Source organism: Flavobacterium sp. KH_001, from assembly GCF_057840745.1.
The window spans coordinates 2,586,644-2,603,759 of sequence record NZ_CM174520.1; the positions used below are offsets into that span (position 1 = coordinate 2,586,644).

Genomic DNA, 17,116 nt, shown 5'->3' on the forward strand with positions numbered 1-17,116 from the left:
ATCATGTTCTGAAGCTATACTAAAAGCATAGGGAAATAGAATTAGCGCTGATGCATCAACGCTAAATCCTCCTTTTTAAATTCCTTATCCTGACAATAAACCATAATCGGAATTAAAAATAGAATACTAAAAAACCATTTTAAACCCATGCCATGTTCCATTTTTTTTCGCCATCCCATAAATATTTATTCTTTTAAAATCTACTAGTTGAATTTCTTTTTTTAGGATGCAAATAGATAGATTAAGGAAAAGATGTTTTAATTAATTTTCCCATTTCGTAAATTTCAACTTTATCAACTGGACCATCTGGAGAATAATGCCATTTACCATTTTTTAATCCTCTTACATAGTTACCATCTAACCAAACAGATTTATCATATTCCATGATATATATTTTTTCTTCCCAATTTCCAACTTTTAAGTGATTTTGAATTTTTCCTTTCTGCTCATATAAATAAACGTATGAAGAATCTAGTCCGTCTTTTGTATATATAATTTCTTTCGCTCCCCATTTCCTGCCCAAGTTTAAATCAGCTTCTTTAAAATATTCTGAGAAGTAATTTTCTTGAATTAGATAATTATTTTTCATGACAAGTAAAGAATCTTTTTTTGCTAATTCTCCTGAGATATTGCCTTCTTTGTCGTATTTAAAATGTTCTATTTGAAAAACAGAATTAGTGATGATATTTTTACTAATTCTTGTAATCCTTAAATATTCTCCTTCATCTAGAACTTTTTCATAAATAATTAAACCATCATCTAAAAGAGAGTTGGTTAATAGTATTGATTTATAAAGTTCATCATTTTCATATGTGAATGAGATTAAAAATGAGTTATACTCTGTTCCACTAATATCAAAAGTTGAGTATTTTTTTACCTCAATTTTTTCTTTGGAATTTTTCACTCTATTAAAATTTATCAATGGTTTATTGTAATCTTTTTGAAAACTTTTAAAAAATAAATCAATAATTTTTTCCTTGTTAGTACTTAACTTTTCGATTTTAGATGAATCAATTCCGTCTATTAATGTATCGCTAATTCTTACTTTGATTTGTGTTTTTTCTAAGGCATCTGTTAATTGTTTGTTGTTCTTTTTACAAGAAACTACGCTCAACAAAAGAAAGGAAGCAATTAATAATTTTGAATATCTCATTTTATTTTTTTTAAAGTTGGAGTAAAAGTTTGTACATGTAAATGATGATGATGATCAGCATAATGTTTTGAATGATTTAATGTCTTTCCATTATATTTCCAGGATAACATGCTTTTCCATCCATATTTATATAAAGCATCATTAAAAATATTTTGCCTTTTTTCATCCATACCTTTCCATCCGCAAGGATCACCTTTTTCAGATTCTTGATTTAGATGTACGTTTTTTCCGGATTTATCCTTTCTCAAATATCTAAAATCGCCATTCATACCATTTTTGTGAGATTTACTTCCTCCAGTAGATGCGCCTAATTCATCACTGAAACCGTTATAGACAAAATCTTCATAATTGCAATCTAACATAGCTCCAATCAATGAAGCCACTGTTATATCATTCATGAAAAAGCGGTTTGTGCCAGGATTCATTGTAAGAGAGAACTTAGTGTTTCCGTTCATGTAGTTTTTTAAATTTCTAATGTCAAACAAATAAATATTTGGATTCTCTAATCTATCTTTAAAATCTTCGCCATGGGTATTTGCTATTTTTTTTAAATTATATGTACCAATGCTGTGTATTGTTCCTTGGTCGTCATGATAATAGTAAGATGCATTTTCTCTTTTCTCATTATGTATCTTATAACGTATTATACCACTGTAAAAGATATGATACTCAATATCAGAGTTAGATAAAACTTCTACAATTGTCTTTTTACATTCATTGGTTTTTAAAGTGATTTTTATTCTATTCAAGATTTTTTCTCTTTCCACAACATCAGATGTAGAGCCATGAACTAGTTTTGTTGTATTTATAAAATCTTCAAGATCTGCGACATTATTAATATCTTTTTCTGAGCCATCACTCAAAAGGACACCATGTCTCCAGTACCAACCGGCAGAACGTACCATTAGATCTAAATCATCTAAAAGTAAATCAGGATTAGAAGTTAGATTTTTACAACTGAACTCTCCAAATCTTCGATAACCTTTTTTTCTTGTTATCTGTAGTAAACCTCTTCCTCTAAATTTATAACCATCTCCACTTATTTCATTACCATTTTCAGCAATATTTCGATAGACGTAATTACCCAATTTCTCAGGATTATTAAGAAAAATATTAGCATGAGAATATAATAATGGGTGAGTGTTACTTTGCCAAAAAGCATGTAAGGCACTTTCTGATGTATAATTTAAATTTTCATCTATCCTTGAAAATTCTCCTGTTTCTCTTGCAATTTGAGCCAAAAAGAAAGCTTTTCTTACACAAGTGTTTATTTTAAATTCTTTTAAAGTTTTATTTAGTGAATCAATAAATTCTTGTGGTGTTTTAGAAGATAAACTGTTTGTTCCTTTTTGAAATAAATGCTTAGAGTTTGGAAACATAGTATTAAATTCTAATAAGGTAATATCTTTATCACAGTTTGGACAAATGCTTTTTTTATTTTGATTTTCAGACTTCCACCAATCAGGATCCATATTAACTTTCATCAAACTGTTAATAGGATTCATAGGATTGAAGACAATTTTATTCTCAACAGTTACCTTCTGCTCATGATAATCATGAACCTTTTGTTCTGATTTATTTATTTCTTTTTTGTCTTTTTTGGAAGGTTCTTTTTGAGAAGCCGGGCTAGGAGGTTTTGGTTTTGTAATTTCAGGTTTATAATCAGGGTTGGGCACATTTGTATTTGAGCTGGCAACTCTTTTTATGGGAACCTTTTCAAAAACTTCAGCCGTTACATAATATTCGTGATTTGCTCCCTCGTTTTTATCTCCCGGAGCTAGCCTTGCATTGGCAAGCCAGGAAATACTTGGGTCTAAATAAAATTCAACATCGGCTTTGCCATTTAAAACTGTTCCTTTTTGTGACTTTATAAAAGTATTTGCTTTGTTATGTCCTGCGCCGGGACTATCATCTTCCCATAGTGTAACTAAAAGCGGAAATCTTTCCATATCGACGCAATGTACGCGTGCAATAACAGAATCTCCATAAGCAAAAGGTCTTGTTGGTTTGCTAAAATCAGCATCTAATAAATCAACTTTTATTATTTTGGCTTGATTTGCTGGTTTTGGTGTTATGTCAAGAATATCTTTTTCGCCATTTGCTTCGACAAGCATTTTTATTCCTTTACGGGTAAGGCTCTTTTGATGAAAAGTATAATTTACTGTAGCTCCTGTTTTGTCGTTTTCTTTCGTTTTTCGCCAAGAGCCTTTGTCTAATATACAAATACTCCATTTTATTTGATTATCAAATACATTAGAAGAGTGATTTTCTGATATTGTATTTTGGTGCAAATTAAATTTCTGAAAAAAATCGTCGACAGAGTATTTTTCTAATTCTCCTACAATAGGGTTTGAATTGCCTGTAATTTTTAATTTCGACATACTATTTTGTTTTAACTACAAATGGAATCTTCATCTTCAAAATCATCAAGATCTATTAGTGGATTTATTTGCCTTAATATTTCACGATCGGATCTTAGCAATTGCTGTTTGCTTATCTCCGCTTTTTGTCCATGCTTTGTAATTACAATGCAATCTGACCCACCAATTGGACAAGTTGCTTTGCTGTCTTCAACTAAAATTTTGCCTTGATTGCTTAAAGTTATTTTTTCATAAAAACCGCTCCACTTAGTTATTACTGCTTTGCATGGTAAATAATCATTTCCCGCTGGCTGTTTCTTGCATTTGCCAAAAGTGTTTGCTTTCAATGTTTGTCCAATCTCTTTATCAGTAGCAATAAGTTTCTTCTCCGCATTTTTATCATTTGCAAAATGTTTACTTTGGGATTTAACTTGTAAAATATCTGTTTTTGGTTCTACACTAAAATTGCATTTGCAAGTTGCACCACTCACTACAACATGTTTTTCACTCATAATCTTTTTTTATTTTAATTGTAAATAAAATCTTATAATTAACGAATATAATGTTTTTCTTAAAATAAAATAATTTTCTTACAAATTTTAACTTTGGATAAACCTTCTTATGAAAAAGAGTACCCTAGCCCTGATGGGAGGGAAAATCCTTTTGTGTCCGCCGCGGCGGACACAAAAGATTTGGAAGGACAGCAGGAAATAGCTCCTAATTAAAAACGAAATTCCAATAAATGAAATTGAAATTCCAATATTAAAAATCCCAAATTCCAATTTTCAAAAGCCTTCTCCCGAAGTCTCGGGACGCTCAGGATGACAATCGTGGAAAAAACCTCTGAACCTTTGTCCCTTTGCATCTTTGAACCTCAAAAAAAGCATCTCTGTAACCTAAAAAAAACTATTTTTGTAATTCATTTTCAGGTCATAAATAATGTCACTACTTAAGGATTTAGAACAATTATCAGCATCGTTGGAAGGAACACTTTTATACGATGATCTTCATAAAACACTTTATTCGACCGATGCTTCGGTGTACCGGATTAAACCAAAAGCGGTTGCCGTGCCTAAAACGATCGCAGATATTAGTAAACTGATTCGGTTTGCAGGGGAGCATCAAATTTCGATTACGCCAAGAACGGCGGGAACTTCGCTGGCCGGACAAACGGTGGGCGACGGAATTGTGGTCGATGTTTCGAAGAATTTTACCAAAATCCTGAATTTCGATCCGATTAAAAAAACAGTTACGATCGAGCCCGGCGTGATTCGCGATGAACTGAATTTGTTTCTGAAACCTCATGGCGTGTTTTTCGGTCCTAATACTTCGACTTCCAACCGCTGTATGATTGGCGGAATGGTGGGAAATAATTCTTCGGGAACGACTTCGATTCGCTATGGCGTGACGCGCGATAAAATTGTGGAAATCAAAGCGATTTTGAGCGACGGATCGGAAGTAGTTTTTAAGGAACTGACTTCGGCGGAATTTATCGAGAAAACCAAAGGCGATACTTTAGAAAATAAAATATACAAAAGCGTTTACGACGAACTTTCGGTAAAAGCAACGCAGGATGAAATTGTAAAAGAGTTTCCGAAACCGGAGATTCACAGAAGAAATACGGGTTATGCCGTTGATATTTTACTGAAATCGGATTTGTTTGGCGGAACCGAACCAACAATAAATCTGGGGAAATTACTCTGCGGAAGCGAAGGAACTTTGGCCTTTACGTATGAGATTACCTTAAAAGTTGACGATTTACCGCCGGCCAATAATATTATGGTCGTGGCGCATTATCATAGTATTCAGGAATCGCTGGAATCTGTCGTGGTGGCGATGAAACATCATTTGTACACCGCAGAAATGATCGACGACACGATTTTAGATTGTACGAAAACGAATCGCGAACACATTAAAAACCGTTTCTTTTTGGTTGGAGAACCAAAAGCGATTATGATGTTTGAAGTGGCTTCGCATGATGCACAAGATGCCGAAAATCAGGCGAATGCTTTGGTTGCCGATTTAGAAAAAAATAACTTTGGTTACGCGCTCGTAAAAATTTACGGAGCGGATATTGAAAAAGTAAACGAACTTAGAAAAGCCGGCCTTGGACTTTTAGGAAGTATAGTAGGAGACGACAAAGCCGCCGATTCGATTGAAGATACTGCGGTTGAGTTGAGCGATTTACCCGCTTATATTGCCGAGTTTTCGGCGATGATGCTGCGTCACGGACAAGGTGCAATTTACTATGCACATGCCGGTGCAGGAGAACTGCATTTGCGTCCGGTTTTGAATTTGAAGAAAACATCTGACTTAAAATTATTTAGAACCATCGCGACCGATGTGGCGATTTTGGTTAAGAAATACAGAGGTTCATTAAGCGGGGAACACGGCGACGGAATTGTGCGCGGCGAGTTTATTCCGTTTATGATTGGCGAGACGAATTATGAATTGCTGAAACGCATTAAATTGGCTTTTGACCCGAATTCGGTTTTGAATATCGGGAAGATTGTGAACGCTTTAAAGATGGATGAAAACCATCGTGTGGTTTCGGGCAGGGTAGAACCGGATATTAAAACGTTTCAGGATTTCTCAGACAGTTTAGGGATTTTGCGTGCAGCCGAAAAATGCAACGGTTCCGGCGATTGTAGAAAATTGCCATCGGCAGGCGGAGCAATGTGTCCGAGTTATCGTGCGACGAAAAATGAAAAAGAAACCACGCGTGCGAGAGCGAATGCGTTGCGTGAATATTTGACGTATTCTGAGAAAGAAAATAAATTTGACCAGAAAGAATTATACGAAGTTTTTGAGTTGTGTGTTAGCTGTAAAGCCTGCGCCAGCGAATGTCCGAGTAATGTGGACGTTGCAACCTTAAAAGCCGAATTTTTATACCAATATCAAAAAGCAAACGGTTTCTCAACCCGAAACAAAATTTTTGCACACAACGCAAAACTGAATAAAATGGGAAGTTTGTTTCCGTCAATCACCAACTTTATTTCGAATCAGTCACTGGTTAAAAAAAGTATGGGAATTGCGCCGGAAAGACAAGTGCCGCTTTTGGCGAAAAAGACTTTCAGAAAATGGCATGAAAACCATAAACCTACAGTTACAGATTTTCCGAACGGAAGATTGTATTTGTTTGTAGATGAATTTACCAATTATTATGATGTAAATATAGGAATCGATGCTTTCGAATTATTAACCAAATTAGGTTATCAGGTTCTGGTTATCGACCATGAAGAAAGCGGAAGAGCGTATTTATCTAAAGGTTTTTTAGAAGAAGCAAAAAAAATAGCCAATCACAATGTCCGCATTTTTAAAGATTTGGTTTTAGGCAATGCGCCTTTGGTTGGTATTGAACCTTCTGCTATTTTAACTTTCAGGGATGAATATCTTCGCTTGGCTGATGATAAGGAAGAAGCTGAGAAGTTATCCCGAAATGCTTTTACGATCGAAGAATTCTTTAAAAAGGAAATTATAGATGGTAAAATTAAACCGGATTCATTTTCGGATGAAAAGAAAGAAATCAAAATTCACGGCCATTGTCATCAGAAATCATTGAGTTCTGTTGAAGCGACTTTTGCGATGCTTAATTTGCCAACTAATAATACGGTTACGATTTATAATTCGGGTTGTTGTGGAATGGCGGGATCTTTTGGTTACGAAAAAGAGCATTATCAGGTGAGTATGCAAATGGGAGAAGATACATTATTCCCAAAAGTGCGCGCAACGGCTGAAAATGTAAAAATTGCCGCTGCAGGAACGAGCTGTCGCCATCAAATCTATGATGGAACGAGTAGGGAAGCGCAGCATCCGGTTAGTATTTTAAGAAGTTGCCTGAAATGAGAGATGGTACGCGGATGACAAGGATTTAAGCAGATTAGCGCTGAGTTTTTTTGCTAATCTTTGGCAGTTTTTCACGCAGATTTTGCAGATTTAAGCAGATTTAAAAAGATTTTTTTAAGCTTAGCAAATAAATAATCTGCGCTAATCTGCTTAAATCTTTTTAAATCTGCGTGAAAAAACAATTCGTGGCAATTCGTGCAATTCGTGGCAAAAAAAACTTCGTGCCTTAGCGTCTTCGTGGCAAAAACAATTCGTGGCAAAAAACTTTGTGTCTTAGAGCCTTTGTGTCAAAACTACTTTAACGAAACTTTCTTCCCGGTTTCAGCGGCTTTGTATATCGCGTTTATGACTTTAATGTCTTTTAAACCTTCTTCGCCAGTGATGTGGCTTGGGAGTTTTTTGTTTTCTAACAGTACTTTCGCAATTTCATCCATTTGTGTTTGCTGTTGGTTGATTGCGGGAAATTTTAATGGACCTTTTGAGGTCTTTCCTTCGTAGGGACCGTAACTTAAAGAAGGACTTAATTGAAAATTACCTTCATCTGCAGTGGCATAAATTCGGTCAATATAATAACCAACAGAAGAATTGCAGTTTGCCATTGCACCGCTTGGAAATTCCATTTGCCACGAAATACTTTCTTCCGTTTCTGAAAATCTGTTTTTATCATTTACAGTTCCGAATTGAGCGGTAACAGCAATAGGTTCTTCGCCTAAAATGTAACGACTTGCTTGGATACAATAAATCCCCAGATCCATTAACGGACCACCGCCGGATAATTTTTTATTTAACCTCCATACGCTTGGATCATTTAAATCGACAGGCTTTTTAGCAATCGTATCGTAAGTTTTATATCCTAAGGATGTTTCTATGTATCTAACTTTTCCAAAAACTTTCTCTTGCCCCAATCGTTTAATTTCCATGTGCGTAGGTTCATAATGCAAACGATAACCAACAGCCAGTTGTACGTTATTATCGTTGCAGGCTTTGATCATTTCCTCACATTCTGCGACCGTAATCGCCATAGGTTTTTCGGTAATGACATGTTTGCGTGCTTTTGCAGAACGAACAACAAAATCTTTGTGCATGCTGTTAGGCAGTATCACGTAAACTAAGTCAATATCTTTGTTATTGGCGATCTCATCAAAATTTTGATAATTATAGATGTTCTTGTCGGGGATATTGTATTTCGCTTTCCATTTGGTCGCTTTTGCGGGAGTACCGGTAACGATTCCGGCAAGCGTACAGTATTCAGAAACCTGAAGCCCTTTCGCTACCAGATCAGCATAAACTCCCAATCCGCAAAGCGCAACATTTATTTTTTTTCCGGTATACTGTATTTTTTCCGGATCGGGTGCCGTTAAAAAAGAGGGAAGTGTTGTTATGATCACGGAGGCACCAACACCAGCTCCAAATTTATTTACAAATGATCGTCTTGAAATTTTTTCCATGTGGTTTGGTTTTAAGTAAAGTGGTTTGTTAATACTGGTTTTTAAGAAATGTTACATTAATTATTTTTTTAAAACGCTCATTAAAAAATAATTAGATGAAATAGTGTGTAATTTACATTTGCCGGAATGTAACAAATGTAAAAAAAGAAGCAAGATTTTTCTACAAGGATTAAGATAAAAAAACTGTGAGAATTTTTCTAATTTGTGAAAAATAGGTACGCATTTGAAATGATAAAATGGCACGCGGATGAGACGGATTTATGTGGATTGGCGCTGATTTTTTGTTAGTCTTTGTCAGTTTTTTCACGTAGCTCTAGCCGATTTCAGCCGATTTAAAAAGATTTTTTAATCTTTAGCAAATAAATAATCTGCGCACATCCGCTTAAATCTTTTTAAATCTGCGTGAAACAAAATTCGGGGAAATTAGTGTAATTCGTGGCTAAAAAAACTTCGTGCCCTTGCGCCTTCGTGGCAAAAAATAAATCAAATTAAAACAAAATCGTTTTATATATTTGAAATCAGGATAATTTTTGCATTATTTGCAAAATAAAACCACAAAGACCGACATAAATTAATTTTAAAAGCAAAACCACATATGGCATTATCAGGTTTATTCCGAAAAAAAACGGTACAAGATATTCTCAAGCAAGTTGCAAAGAACGAAGCAGATGGTCATAATGCATTAGGAAAACATTTAACGACCAGAGATTTAACTGCATTTGGAATCGCAGCAATTGTTGGTGCGGGAATTTTTAGTACTATCGGAAAAGCAAGTGCCGATGGTGGACCAGCTGTTATTTTCCTGTTTTTATTTACCGCATTGGCTTGTAGTTTTGCCGCTTTTGCTTACGCCGAATTTGCCTCTATGGTTCCGGTTTCAGGAAGTGCTTATACCTATTCTTATGTAGCTTTTGGAGAAATTATTGCCTGGATTATTGGTTGGGCTTTAATCATGGAATACGCGGTCGGAAATATAACCGTAGCGATATCGTGGAGTGATTATTTTACGGGACTGCTCCAGAGTGGCGGAATTCATCTACCGCAATGGGTTCAGATGGATTATCTAACTGCTTCAAACGGATTTAATGATGCCACAGCTTTAATGCAAGGCGGAAAAACATATGAAAACTTAGGTGCAGGATTACAGGCCTCTTATACTGCCTGGACAACAGCACCAACAATTGGTTCTTTTCATTTTGTTGCCGATTTACCGGCTTTATTTATCATTGTGTTGATTACCGCTTTGGTTTACAGAGGAATGAAAGAATCTCGTAACGCGAGTAATGCAATGGTTGTTGTAAAACTTTGCATCGTACTTTTAGTTATTGCAGTGGGTGTATTTTATGTAGATACAGCCAACTGGGATCCGTTTGCTCCAAATGGTGTTAGCGGTGTTTTAAAAGGAGTATCGGCTGTTTTCTTTGCTTATATTGGTTTTGACGCGATTTCTACAACGGCGGAAGAATGTAAAAATCCGCAACGTGATTTACCTCGCGGAATGATGTGGGCTATAATTATTTGTACTATTTTATATATCGCTATTGCCTTGGTTTTAACCGGAATGGTACGTTATAACGAATTAAATGTTGGAGATCCTCTTGCATTTGTTTTCGATAAATTAAACTTAAAATGGATGTCAGGAATTATTGCCGTAAGTGCAGTAGTTGCTATGGCGAGCGTATTGTTGGTTTTCCAAATGGGACAACCTCGTATTTGGATGAGTATGAGTCGTGACGGTTTATTGCCAAAGAAATTTTCTACTGTGCATCCAAAATTCAAAACACCTTCATTTGCAACTATTGTAACCGGTTTTGTAGTAGCGGTTCCGGCTTTATTTTTAAACTTAACAATGGTGACAGATTTATGCAGTATCGGAACTTTATTTGCCTTTGTATTGGTTTGTGCAGGAGTTTTAGTTTTACAAAACAAGACTGATATTCCAAGAGGGAAATTCAAAACACCTTATGTGAATTCGAAGTATATTTTACCGGTTTTAATGATTGCCGGAATCTATTATGCTTTTGCTTTCAACAATAAGGCGACAATGGCTTTTATTAATAATGAAGCGCAAACAAACGATGCAACGACGATTATTACTTCTTTAGATAAAGAAGAATCAGCGAAAGTTTTCACTTATTTAGAAAGCATAGATGTTAAAAATAAAACGGCTGAAAGCTCAGATTTAGAACATTTATTAAGCCAATACCAGGACGACGACGCAAAATATGCTGAGGTTGTAAAAGGCTTGCCAATCAACGATTCCCTAAAATACGAATCAGGTTTCAGTTTATTCAAACACAAAATCCCAATGTGGATTTTCCTTTTCGTTTTAGTTGGATTAGCCGTTTGGTCATTCAGACAAAACTTGTCTTTAATTCCGCTTTTAGGATTGATCTGTTGTCTGTACATGATGGCCGAATTAAGCGTTTGGAACTGGATTTACTTCACAATCTGGTTGTTAATCGGGTTGTTTATTTACTTTACTTATAGTAGAAAAAATAGTAAGCTGAATGCGATTGAAGCGTAAATAATTATTAATTGTGAATTATAAATTATAAATGGGAAAGCCGTTCTGAGATTGATCAGAACGGCTTTTTTATTTTATTTTTTCACGCAGATTTGGCAGATTAAAGCAGATTTAAAAAGATTTTTTAAGCTATAGCAATAGATAAATCTGCGCTGATCTGCCTAAATCTTTTTAAATCTGCGTGAAAAATTCTGTGCTCTCTAAAAAAATCCGCTAAGAGAAAAATCTCCAGCGGATTTAAACAAACAAATTAAAAATCTTGCAAATTTATATATAAAGAAATGTTTGCCTTTTTAAGAAGCTAATAATTTTTATCTCTCGCAGATTTGGCAGATAAAGCAGATTTAAATAGATTTTTTTTAAGCTGAGCAATATATAAATCTGCACTCATCTGCTTAAATCCTTTTAAATCTGCGTGAAATAACTTAGTGTATCTCTGCGAAAACCCTCCGCGAATCTCTGCGAAATATAAATTACAAAATCCCAAGCTCCACCATACAAGCCTTCATCATCTCATAAGTACGCTGAATATCATTATCCAACCCAATAGAAAAACGAATCAAACCATCTGTCAATCCCATTTCTGCTTGTTCCTCTAACGGAATTTCACTGGAAGTTGAGGTTCCCGGCGCGCTGAAAAGTGTTTTATAAAAACCTAAACTTACTGCCAAATAACCTAAGTTTCTTGACTGCATCAGCTCCATTAATTCATTGGCTTTCTCTAGAGTTCCAACGTCAATCGTCATCATTCCGCCAAAACCATATTCCGGATTAATCATCGTTTTATATAACTCATGACTAGGGTGGCTTTTCAATCCCGGATAAACCGTTTTCAAACCATCAGCTTCAAATTTGTCAGCTAGAAAATGTGCATTATGGCTGTGTTGTTTGATACGAATATGAAGCGTACGAAGGTTTTTCATTACCGAAGCCGAACGTAAACTGTCCATCGTTGGTCCCAAAAGCATGCTCGCGCCGGAGTTTACATTTTTCAGTGAATTGATAAATTCTTTAGAGGCACAAGTTACACCACCAACGGTATCGCTGCTTCCGTTGATGTATTTCGTCAAACTGTGAATCACGATATCAGCACCTAATTTTGCAGGAGAAACAGATAAAGGCGAGAAGGTATTATCAACCACCAATTTCAAATTATGCTTTTTTGCAATTTTTGCCAAACCAGCAATATCAGCCACTTCCAATAACGGATTACTTACCGTTTCACAGTAAATAACTTTCGTGTTTGGTGTAATCGAAGATTCTACGACATCCAGTTTTGTGATGTCTACAAAGCTCGTTTCAATTCCGAATCGAGGTGTAAAATTCTTCAAAAAAGCATACGTTCCGCCGTAAATAGTTCGGCTTGACACAATATGGTCGCCCGCACCGCACAACTGTAATAGCGTAGGCGTAATCGCACCCATTCCAGAAGCTGATACGTTTGCCGTTTCCGTTCCTTCCATCGCTGCCAAAGCCTGATCCAAATACAAATTACTTGGCGAAGAATGGCGCGAATACAAATAACAGCCTTCCATATTCCCTTCAAAAGTATCGAACATCGTTTTAGCCGAAAGGAACGTATAAGTAGAAGAGTCTGAAATCGAAGGATTCACACCTCCAAATTCCCCAAAGTATTGCAAATCCTGAATTTTATCTGCTGGATTAAAATCTTTCATATTTTTTTTTTGTTTCAAGTTTTTATTTGTTTCAAGTTTCAAGTTCTAGCGCGTATAATTTAAACCTTGATTTTGAGAAGCTATTCCAGCTTTCCGTTTCAAGTCCTCATAAAAAAGGCAAAGTTTCTAATGGTCTAAAAAGAGCTTCCGCTGGTCGCTTTTTTAGACCAGGAAACTTTTGCCTTTTTTACTCCGGGCTTTACTCTTCAATCTGGGCTAGGGCACTCGTTTTCAAAAGAAAATCAGTTCAAAATAACATCTATTAAGAAAATTAATCAATGATTAGTTTAAAAATTAGATTTTAAAACTATTAAATATGGTTATAATGGATTATTAGTTTAAATTTGTTATGAAAAACCCAAATAAGTAGATTTTTTTTCGGCAACAGCCACCAACAATCAACAATCAACAATCATGACCTTAGACGCCACCGATAAAAAACTCCTGGTTCTATTACAAACCGACAGTAAAAAGACAACCAAAGAATTGTCATTAAAACTGAATCTTTCGGTAACAGCAGTTTACGAAAGAATCAAAAAACTAGAACGCGAAGGAATTATAAAAAACTACGTAGCATTGGTCGATAAATCAAAGATTGAAAAAGGCTTTGTGGTTTTCTGTCATTTAAAACTCATTCAGCACACCAAAGAATTCCTAACCAAATTCGAGAGTGAAGTGATCAAACTAAACGAAGTTTTAGAATGCCACCACGTAAGCGGAGATTACGACTACATATTAAAAGTATTAGTAAAAGACATGGAAGCATACAGGGAATTTCTGGTAACCAAACTGACAACCTTACAGCATATTGGAAGCACACAAAGCACTTTTATGATTAGTGAGGTTAAGAATTCAACGGTGATTTCTTTTTAGGTACAAAGGTTCAGAGGAGCAAAGGGGCAAAGGTTTTTTTGTTTCAGGTTTCAAGTTTCAGGTTGCTTTACTTTGTGTCCTTAACATTGCCAGCAAATTCTAAAGAAGCCTTTGCGTCCCGATAGCTATCGGGATTGTGTAAATCTCTGTGAGCTTTGTGGTAAAATGCCAATAAAAAAAAACTTTGATACCCTTGCGTAACTCTTAGCGCACGTTGCGGTTAAACCCACAATACAAAAAAACTTCGTGTCTTAGTGCCTTCGTGGCAGAAAACCAACACCTCAAAATTCACACAAAAAACATTGAAATTTAAACTTTAAACAAAACTTTATTCCTTAATTTTGTATCGCTAAAAATAAAATAGACAAACTATGAGTTCATTTGACGTAGTCATTATAGGTTCAGGTCCTGGCGGATATGTATCAGCAATTCGTTGCGCACAATTAGGTTTCAAAACAGCAATTGTAGAAAAGTATAACTCTTTGGGCGGAACTTGCCTTAACGTAGGTTGTATTCCTTCAAAAGCATTACTTTCTTCTTCTCATCATTATGCAGAAATTGCTCATTTCGCAGATCACGGAATCGAAGTTTCTGGTGATGTGAAAATCAATTTAGAGAAAATGATCGCGCGCAAACAAGCAGTTGTAGATCAAACCGTAGGTGGAATCAACTACTTAATGGATAAAAATAAAATCACTGTATTCAATGGTTTAGGTTCTTTCGTAGACGCAACGCACATTGCAGTTGCAAAAGCTGATGGAACTTCTGAAACTATCGAAGCAAAATATACTGTAATCGCTACAGGTTCAAAACCATCTTCTTTGCCTTTTATCAAAATCGATAAAGAAAGAATCATCACTTCTACTGAAGCTTTGGCTTTAAAAGAAGTTCCAAAACACTTAGTAATTATTGGTGGTGGAGTTATCGGAATCGAGCTTGGACAAGTTTATCTTCGTTTAGGAGCTCAGGTTTCTGTAGTAGAATTCATGGACAGAATCATTCCTGGAATGGACGGAGCTTTGTCTAAAGAATTAACTAAAGTATTGAAAAAACAAGGCATGAAATTCTACGTTTCTCATAAAGTAAAATCAGTTGAAAGAAACGGCGATGCTGTTGTAGTTCAGGCTGAAAATGCAAAAGGAGAAACTATCACTTTAGAAGGAGATTATTCATTAGTTTCTGTTGGTCGTCGTCCTTACACAGACGGATTAAACGCTGACAAAGCAGGAGTAAAAATTTCAGACAGAGGACAAGTTGAAGTAAATGATCATTTACAAACTAATGTTCCTAATATTTACGCAATTGGAGATGTTGTTCGTGGAGCAATGTTGGCACACAAAGCAGAGGAAGAAGGAACTATGGTTGCTGAAATCTTGGCGGGTCAAAAACCACATATCGATTATAACTTAATTCCTGGTGTAGTTTATACCTGGCCAGAAGTTGCTGCAGTTGGACAAACAGAAGAGCAGGTTAAAGCTTCAGGAACGGAATACAAAGTAGGTAGTTTCCCATTCAAAGCTTTAGGTCGTGCAAGAGCAAGTGGAGATTTAGACGGATTCGTAAAAATCATCGCTGATGCTAAAACGGATGAGGTTTTAGGAGTTCACATGATTGGAGCACGTACAGCTGATTTAATTGCTGAGGCAGTTACTGCAATGGAATTCAAAGCTTCTGCTGAAGATATTTCAAGAATGAGCCACGCACATCCAACTTTCGCGGAAGCGGTAAAAGAAGCAGCTTTGGCCGCTACTGATAATAGAGCATTACACGTATAATATTTTACGATTAGAATATATTTAAAAGCCGTCATAATAATTTGTGACGGTTTTTTTATTGCTTTACTATTTTAAAGGTATAGTAAGTTTCTTTGTTTTGTGTATAAACACTATAAGTTTCATTTTCTTCATCATACAATGTGTACAAATATTTTTCACCTTTAATGCTGAAATTTTTTCGAGATATATTGTTGCTTTCGATAAATTCCAATTCAAATGCGCAGTTACCTTTTTTTCTATAAAATAATTTTGAAAAAGTATTATCAGAAAACTTTTCGATCCATAAATTATCACTTAAAGTTACTTCTACTTTATTGCCATCATTCTCAATATAATAGTATTGTGAAATTTTATTAAAATGATTGCATTCCTCCTTAGATATTTTATCAAAAGGTTTTTCGTATTGCATGGACCAAGTACTTTCTGCAGATTTATTAGGAAAAAGAGCTACAAATTCATTGCAGTTTTTTTGTAATCTAAAAAAAACCTGCTCAAATGCTCTTCTTTGTGATATACTGTCTTTGAAATTTGCTAAATAAGGACTTATGTGAGAGTTATTAATTGTGTTGATTCTAATTTCATTGTCAAGATTTTTATTTTGAATTAATGATTTACAAATTTCGATAGTTAATGAATCTACCGATTTTATAGATTGTGATCTCGAAATATTAATATAAAGTAATAAAACTGCAAATAGATATTTTTTCATTAAAGGGATAAAATTTTATCAAAGATAATAGTTTAGTAAAAGCATTTATGAATTTTGATTTTATTCTTGCTCAGAAAAATATAAAATTCAAAAATAATTTTGTAAATTAGATGTGTAATTCAGGTGCTATCTTTACTTCTATAAAAAAGATAACATTATGAAAAGTAAATATATAGCTCCAATTCTAATAGGAGCAGGGATTGCATTTGTACTGACTTCGTGCAAATCAACTATTCCAAAAAAAGCGGTTGCAGTCAATAATTTTGACAAAGCAAAGTATCTTGGAAAATGGTTTGAAATTGCAAGATTAGATTATAAATGGGAGAAAAATTTAAACAACGTTACTGCCGAATATTCGCTTAAGGATGATGGCACGATTAAAGTTGATAACAGGGGCTATAATGTCAAAAAAGACAAGTGGGAAGAAAGCATCGGGAAAGCCAAGTTCGTCAAAAAGGACAATGTTGGTATGCTTAAGGTCTCATTTTTTGGTCCTTTTTATTCCGGTTATAACGTAATTGCCGTTGATCCGGATTATAAATACGCACTTGTAGCGGGAGAAAGTTTAAAATACATGTGGATTCTTTCCAGAGAAACGACTATTCCTGAAAGTGTAAAAGCAGATTATCTTATAAAAGCACAGGAAATTGGTTATATTGTTACAGATCTCGTTTGGGTCGAACATAATAAAACCAATTAAAAAGCAAACCCGGCAAGTTTTTAATTTGCCGGGTTTGTTATTTAAAGTT

12 protein-coding genes are annotated in these 17,116 nt (G+C 35.1%); 5 read left to right on the forward strand and 7 right to left on the reverse strand.

From position 1 onward, the window contains the following. Nucleotides 1-41: 41 nt before the first annotated feature. The 4 genes from AC3ITQ_RS11165 to AC3ITQ_RS11180 all read right to left on the reverse strand — a co-directional run bounded on the left by AC3ITQ_RS11165 (nucleotide 42) and on the right by AC3ITQ_RS11180 (nucleotide 4,025). Nucleotides 42-179, reverse strand: a complete 138-nt coding sequence (locus AC3ITQ_RS11165) for a hypothetical protein (protein WP_489238787.1) — start codon at nucleotides 177-179, stop codon at nucleotides 42-44. A 62-nt stretch (nucleotides 180-241) separates the two neighbouring features. Further along, nucleotides 242-1,153 carry a hypothetical protein gene (locus tag AC3ITQ_RS11170; protein ID WP_489238789.1) on the reverse strand — a complete coding sequence of 304 codons (912 nt, stop codon included), beginning with the start codon at nucleotides 1,151-1,153 and terminating at the stop codon, nucleotides 242-244. Beyond that, a complete protein-coding gene (locus tag AC3ITQ_RS11175) occupies nucleotides 1,150-3,534 on the reverse strand; it encodes a glycoside hydrolase family 19 protein (RefSeq protein ID WP_489238791.1) in 2,385 nt (794 codons plus the stop codon). Before AC3ITQ_RS11175 ends, AC3ITQ_RS11170 begins: the two co-directional genes overlap by 4 nt. 11 nt (nucleotides 3,535-3,545) lie before the next feature. Next, nucleotides 3,546-4,025, reverse strand: a complete 480-nt coding sequence (locus tag AC3ITQ_RS11180) for a DUF4280 domain-containing protein (protein WP_489238793.1) — start codon at nucleotides 4,023-4,025, stop codon at nucleotides 3,546-3,548. A gap of 427 nt (nucleotides 4,026-4,452) precedes the next feature. Between AC3ITQ_RS11180 and AC3ITQ_RS11185 the strand changes: the two genes are divergently transcribed. Continuing rightward, nucleotides 4,453-7,359 carry an FAD-binding and (Fe-S)-binding domain-containing protein gene (locus AC3ITQ_RS11185; RefSeq protein ID WP_489238795.1) on the forward strand — a complete coding sequence of 969 codons (2,907 nt, stop codon included), beginning with the start codon at nucleotides 4,453-4,455 and terminating at the stop codon, nucleotides 7,357-7,359. 293 nt (nucleotides 7,360-7,652) lie between these two features. On the opposite strand, the gene AC3ITQ_RS11190 is transcribed toward AC3ITQ_RS11185, so the two are convergent. Next, a complete protein-coding gene (locus AC3ITQ_RS11190; protein WP_489238797.1) occupies nucleotides 7,653-8,807 on the reverse strand; it encodes a Gfo/Idh/MocA family protein in 1,155 nt (384 codons plus the stop codon). A 595-nt stretch (nucleotides 8,808-9,402) separates the two neighbouring features. On the opposite strand from AC3ITQ_RS11190, the gene AC3ITQ_RS11195 reads away from it, so the two are divergent. Beyond that, complete coding sequence (locus AC3ITQ_RS11195) at nucleotides 9,403-11,334, forward strand: amino acid permease (protein WP_489238799.1); 1,932 nt, start codon at nucleotides 9,403-9,405, stop codon at nucleotides 11,332-11,334. Nucleotides 11,335-11,807: 473 nt separating this feature from the next. Here AC3ITQ_RS11195 and AC3ITQ_RS11200 read toward each other — a convergent pair whose 3' ends face one another. Next, a complete protein-coding gene (locus tag AC3ITQ_RS11200; RefSeq protein WP_489238801.1) occupies nucleotides 11,808-13,010 on the reverse strand; it encodes an aminotransferase class I/II-fold pyridoxal phosphate-dependent enzyme in 1,203 nt (400 codons plus the stop codon). A gap of 414 nt (nucleotides 13,011-13,424) precedes the next feature. On the opposite strand from AC3ITQ_RS11200, the gene AC3ITQ_RS11205 reads away from it, so the two are divergent. Both AC3ITQ_RS11205 and lpdA read left to right on the forward strand, forming a co-directional pair. Further along, a complete protein-coding gene (locus tag AC3ITQ_RS11205; RefSeq protein ID WP_072975933.1) occupies nucleotides 13,425-13,883 on the forward strand; it encodes an Lrp/AsnC family transcriptional regulator in 459 nt (152 codons plus the stop codon). A 371-nt stretch (nucleotides 13,884-14,254) separates the two neighbouring features. Continuing rightward, the gene (gene lpdA / locus AC3ITQ_RS11210) at nucleotides 14,255-15,658 is read left to right on the forward strand and encodes a dihydrolipoyl dehydrogenase (protein ID WP_072975931.1); all 1,404 of its coding nucleotides are present in this window, start codon (nucleotides 14,255-14,257) and stop codon (nucleotides 15,656-15,658) included. A gap of 55 nt (nucleotides 15,659-15,713) precedes the next feature. On the opposite strand, the gene AC3ITQ_RS11215 is transcribed toward lpdA, so the two are convergent. Further along, entirely contained in the window at nucleotides 15,714-16,367 is a 654-nt protein-coding gene (locus AC3ITQ_RS11215; protein ID WP_489238804.1) for a hypothetical protein, read from the reverse strand. Between the two features lie 157 nt (nucleotides 16,368-16,524). Here AC3ITQ_RS11215 and AC3ITQ_RS11220 point away from each other — a divergent pair, with 157 nt between their 5' ends. Continuing rightward, nucleotides 16,525-17,067, forward strand: a complete 543-nt coding sequence (locus AC3ITQ_RS11220; RefSeq protein WP_489238805.1) for a lipocalin family protein — start codon at nucleotides 16,525-16,527, stop codon at nucleotides 17,065-17,067. Nucleotides 17,068-17,116 lie beyond the last annotated feature (49 nt).

Coding starts and splice junctions, on each gene's coding strand:
- AC3ITQ_RS11165 (WP_489238787.1), bottom strand. CDS start 179: ATGGGATGGCGAAAAAAAATGGAACATGGCATGGGTTTAAAATGGTTT.
- AC3ITQ_RS11170 (WP_489238789.1), bottom strand. CDS start 1,153: ATGAGATATTCAAAATTATTAATTGCTTCCTTTCTTTTGTTGAGCGTA.
- AC3ITQ_RS11175 (WP_489238791.1), bottom strand. CDS start 3,534: ATGTCGAAATTAAAAATTACAGGCAATTCAAACCCTATTGTAGGAGAA.
- AC3ITQ_RS11180 (WP_489238793.1), bottom strand. CDS start 4,025: ATGAGTGAAAAACATGTTGTAGTGAGTGGTGCAACTTGCAAATGCAAT.
- AC3ITQ_RS11185 (WP_489238795.1), top strand. CDS start 4,453: ATGTCACTACTTAAGGATTTAGAACAATTATCAGCATCGTTGGAAGGA.
- AC3ITQ_RS11190 (WP_489238797.1), bottom strand. CDS start 8,807: ATGGAAAAAATTTCAAGACGATCATTTGTAAATAAATTTGGAGCTGGT.
- AC3ITQ_RS11195 (WP_489238799.1), top strand. CDS start 9,403: ATGGCATTATCAGGTTTATTCCGAAAAAAAACGGTACAAGATATTCTC.
- AC3ITQ_RS11200 (WP_489238801.1), bottom strand. CDS start 13,010: ATGAAAGATTTTAATCCAGCAGATAAAATTCAGGATTTGCAATACTTT.
- AC3ITQ_RS11205 (WP_072975933.1), top strand. CDS start 13,425: ATGACCTTAGACGCCACCGATAAAAAACTCCTGGTTCTATTACAAACC.
- lpdA (WP_072975931.1), top strand. CDS start 14,255: ATGAGTTCATTTGACGTAGTCATTATAGGTTCAGGTCCTGGCGGATAT.
- AC3ITQ_RS11215 (WP_489238804.1), bottom strand. CDS start 16,367: ATGAAAAAATATCTATTTGCAGTTTTATTACTTTATATTAATATTTCG.
- AC3ITQ_RS11220 (WP_489238805.1), top strand. CDS start 16,525: ATGAAAAGTAAATATATAGCTCCAATTCTAATAGGAGCAGGGATTGCA.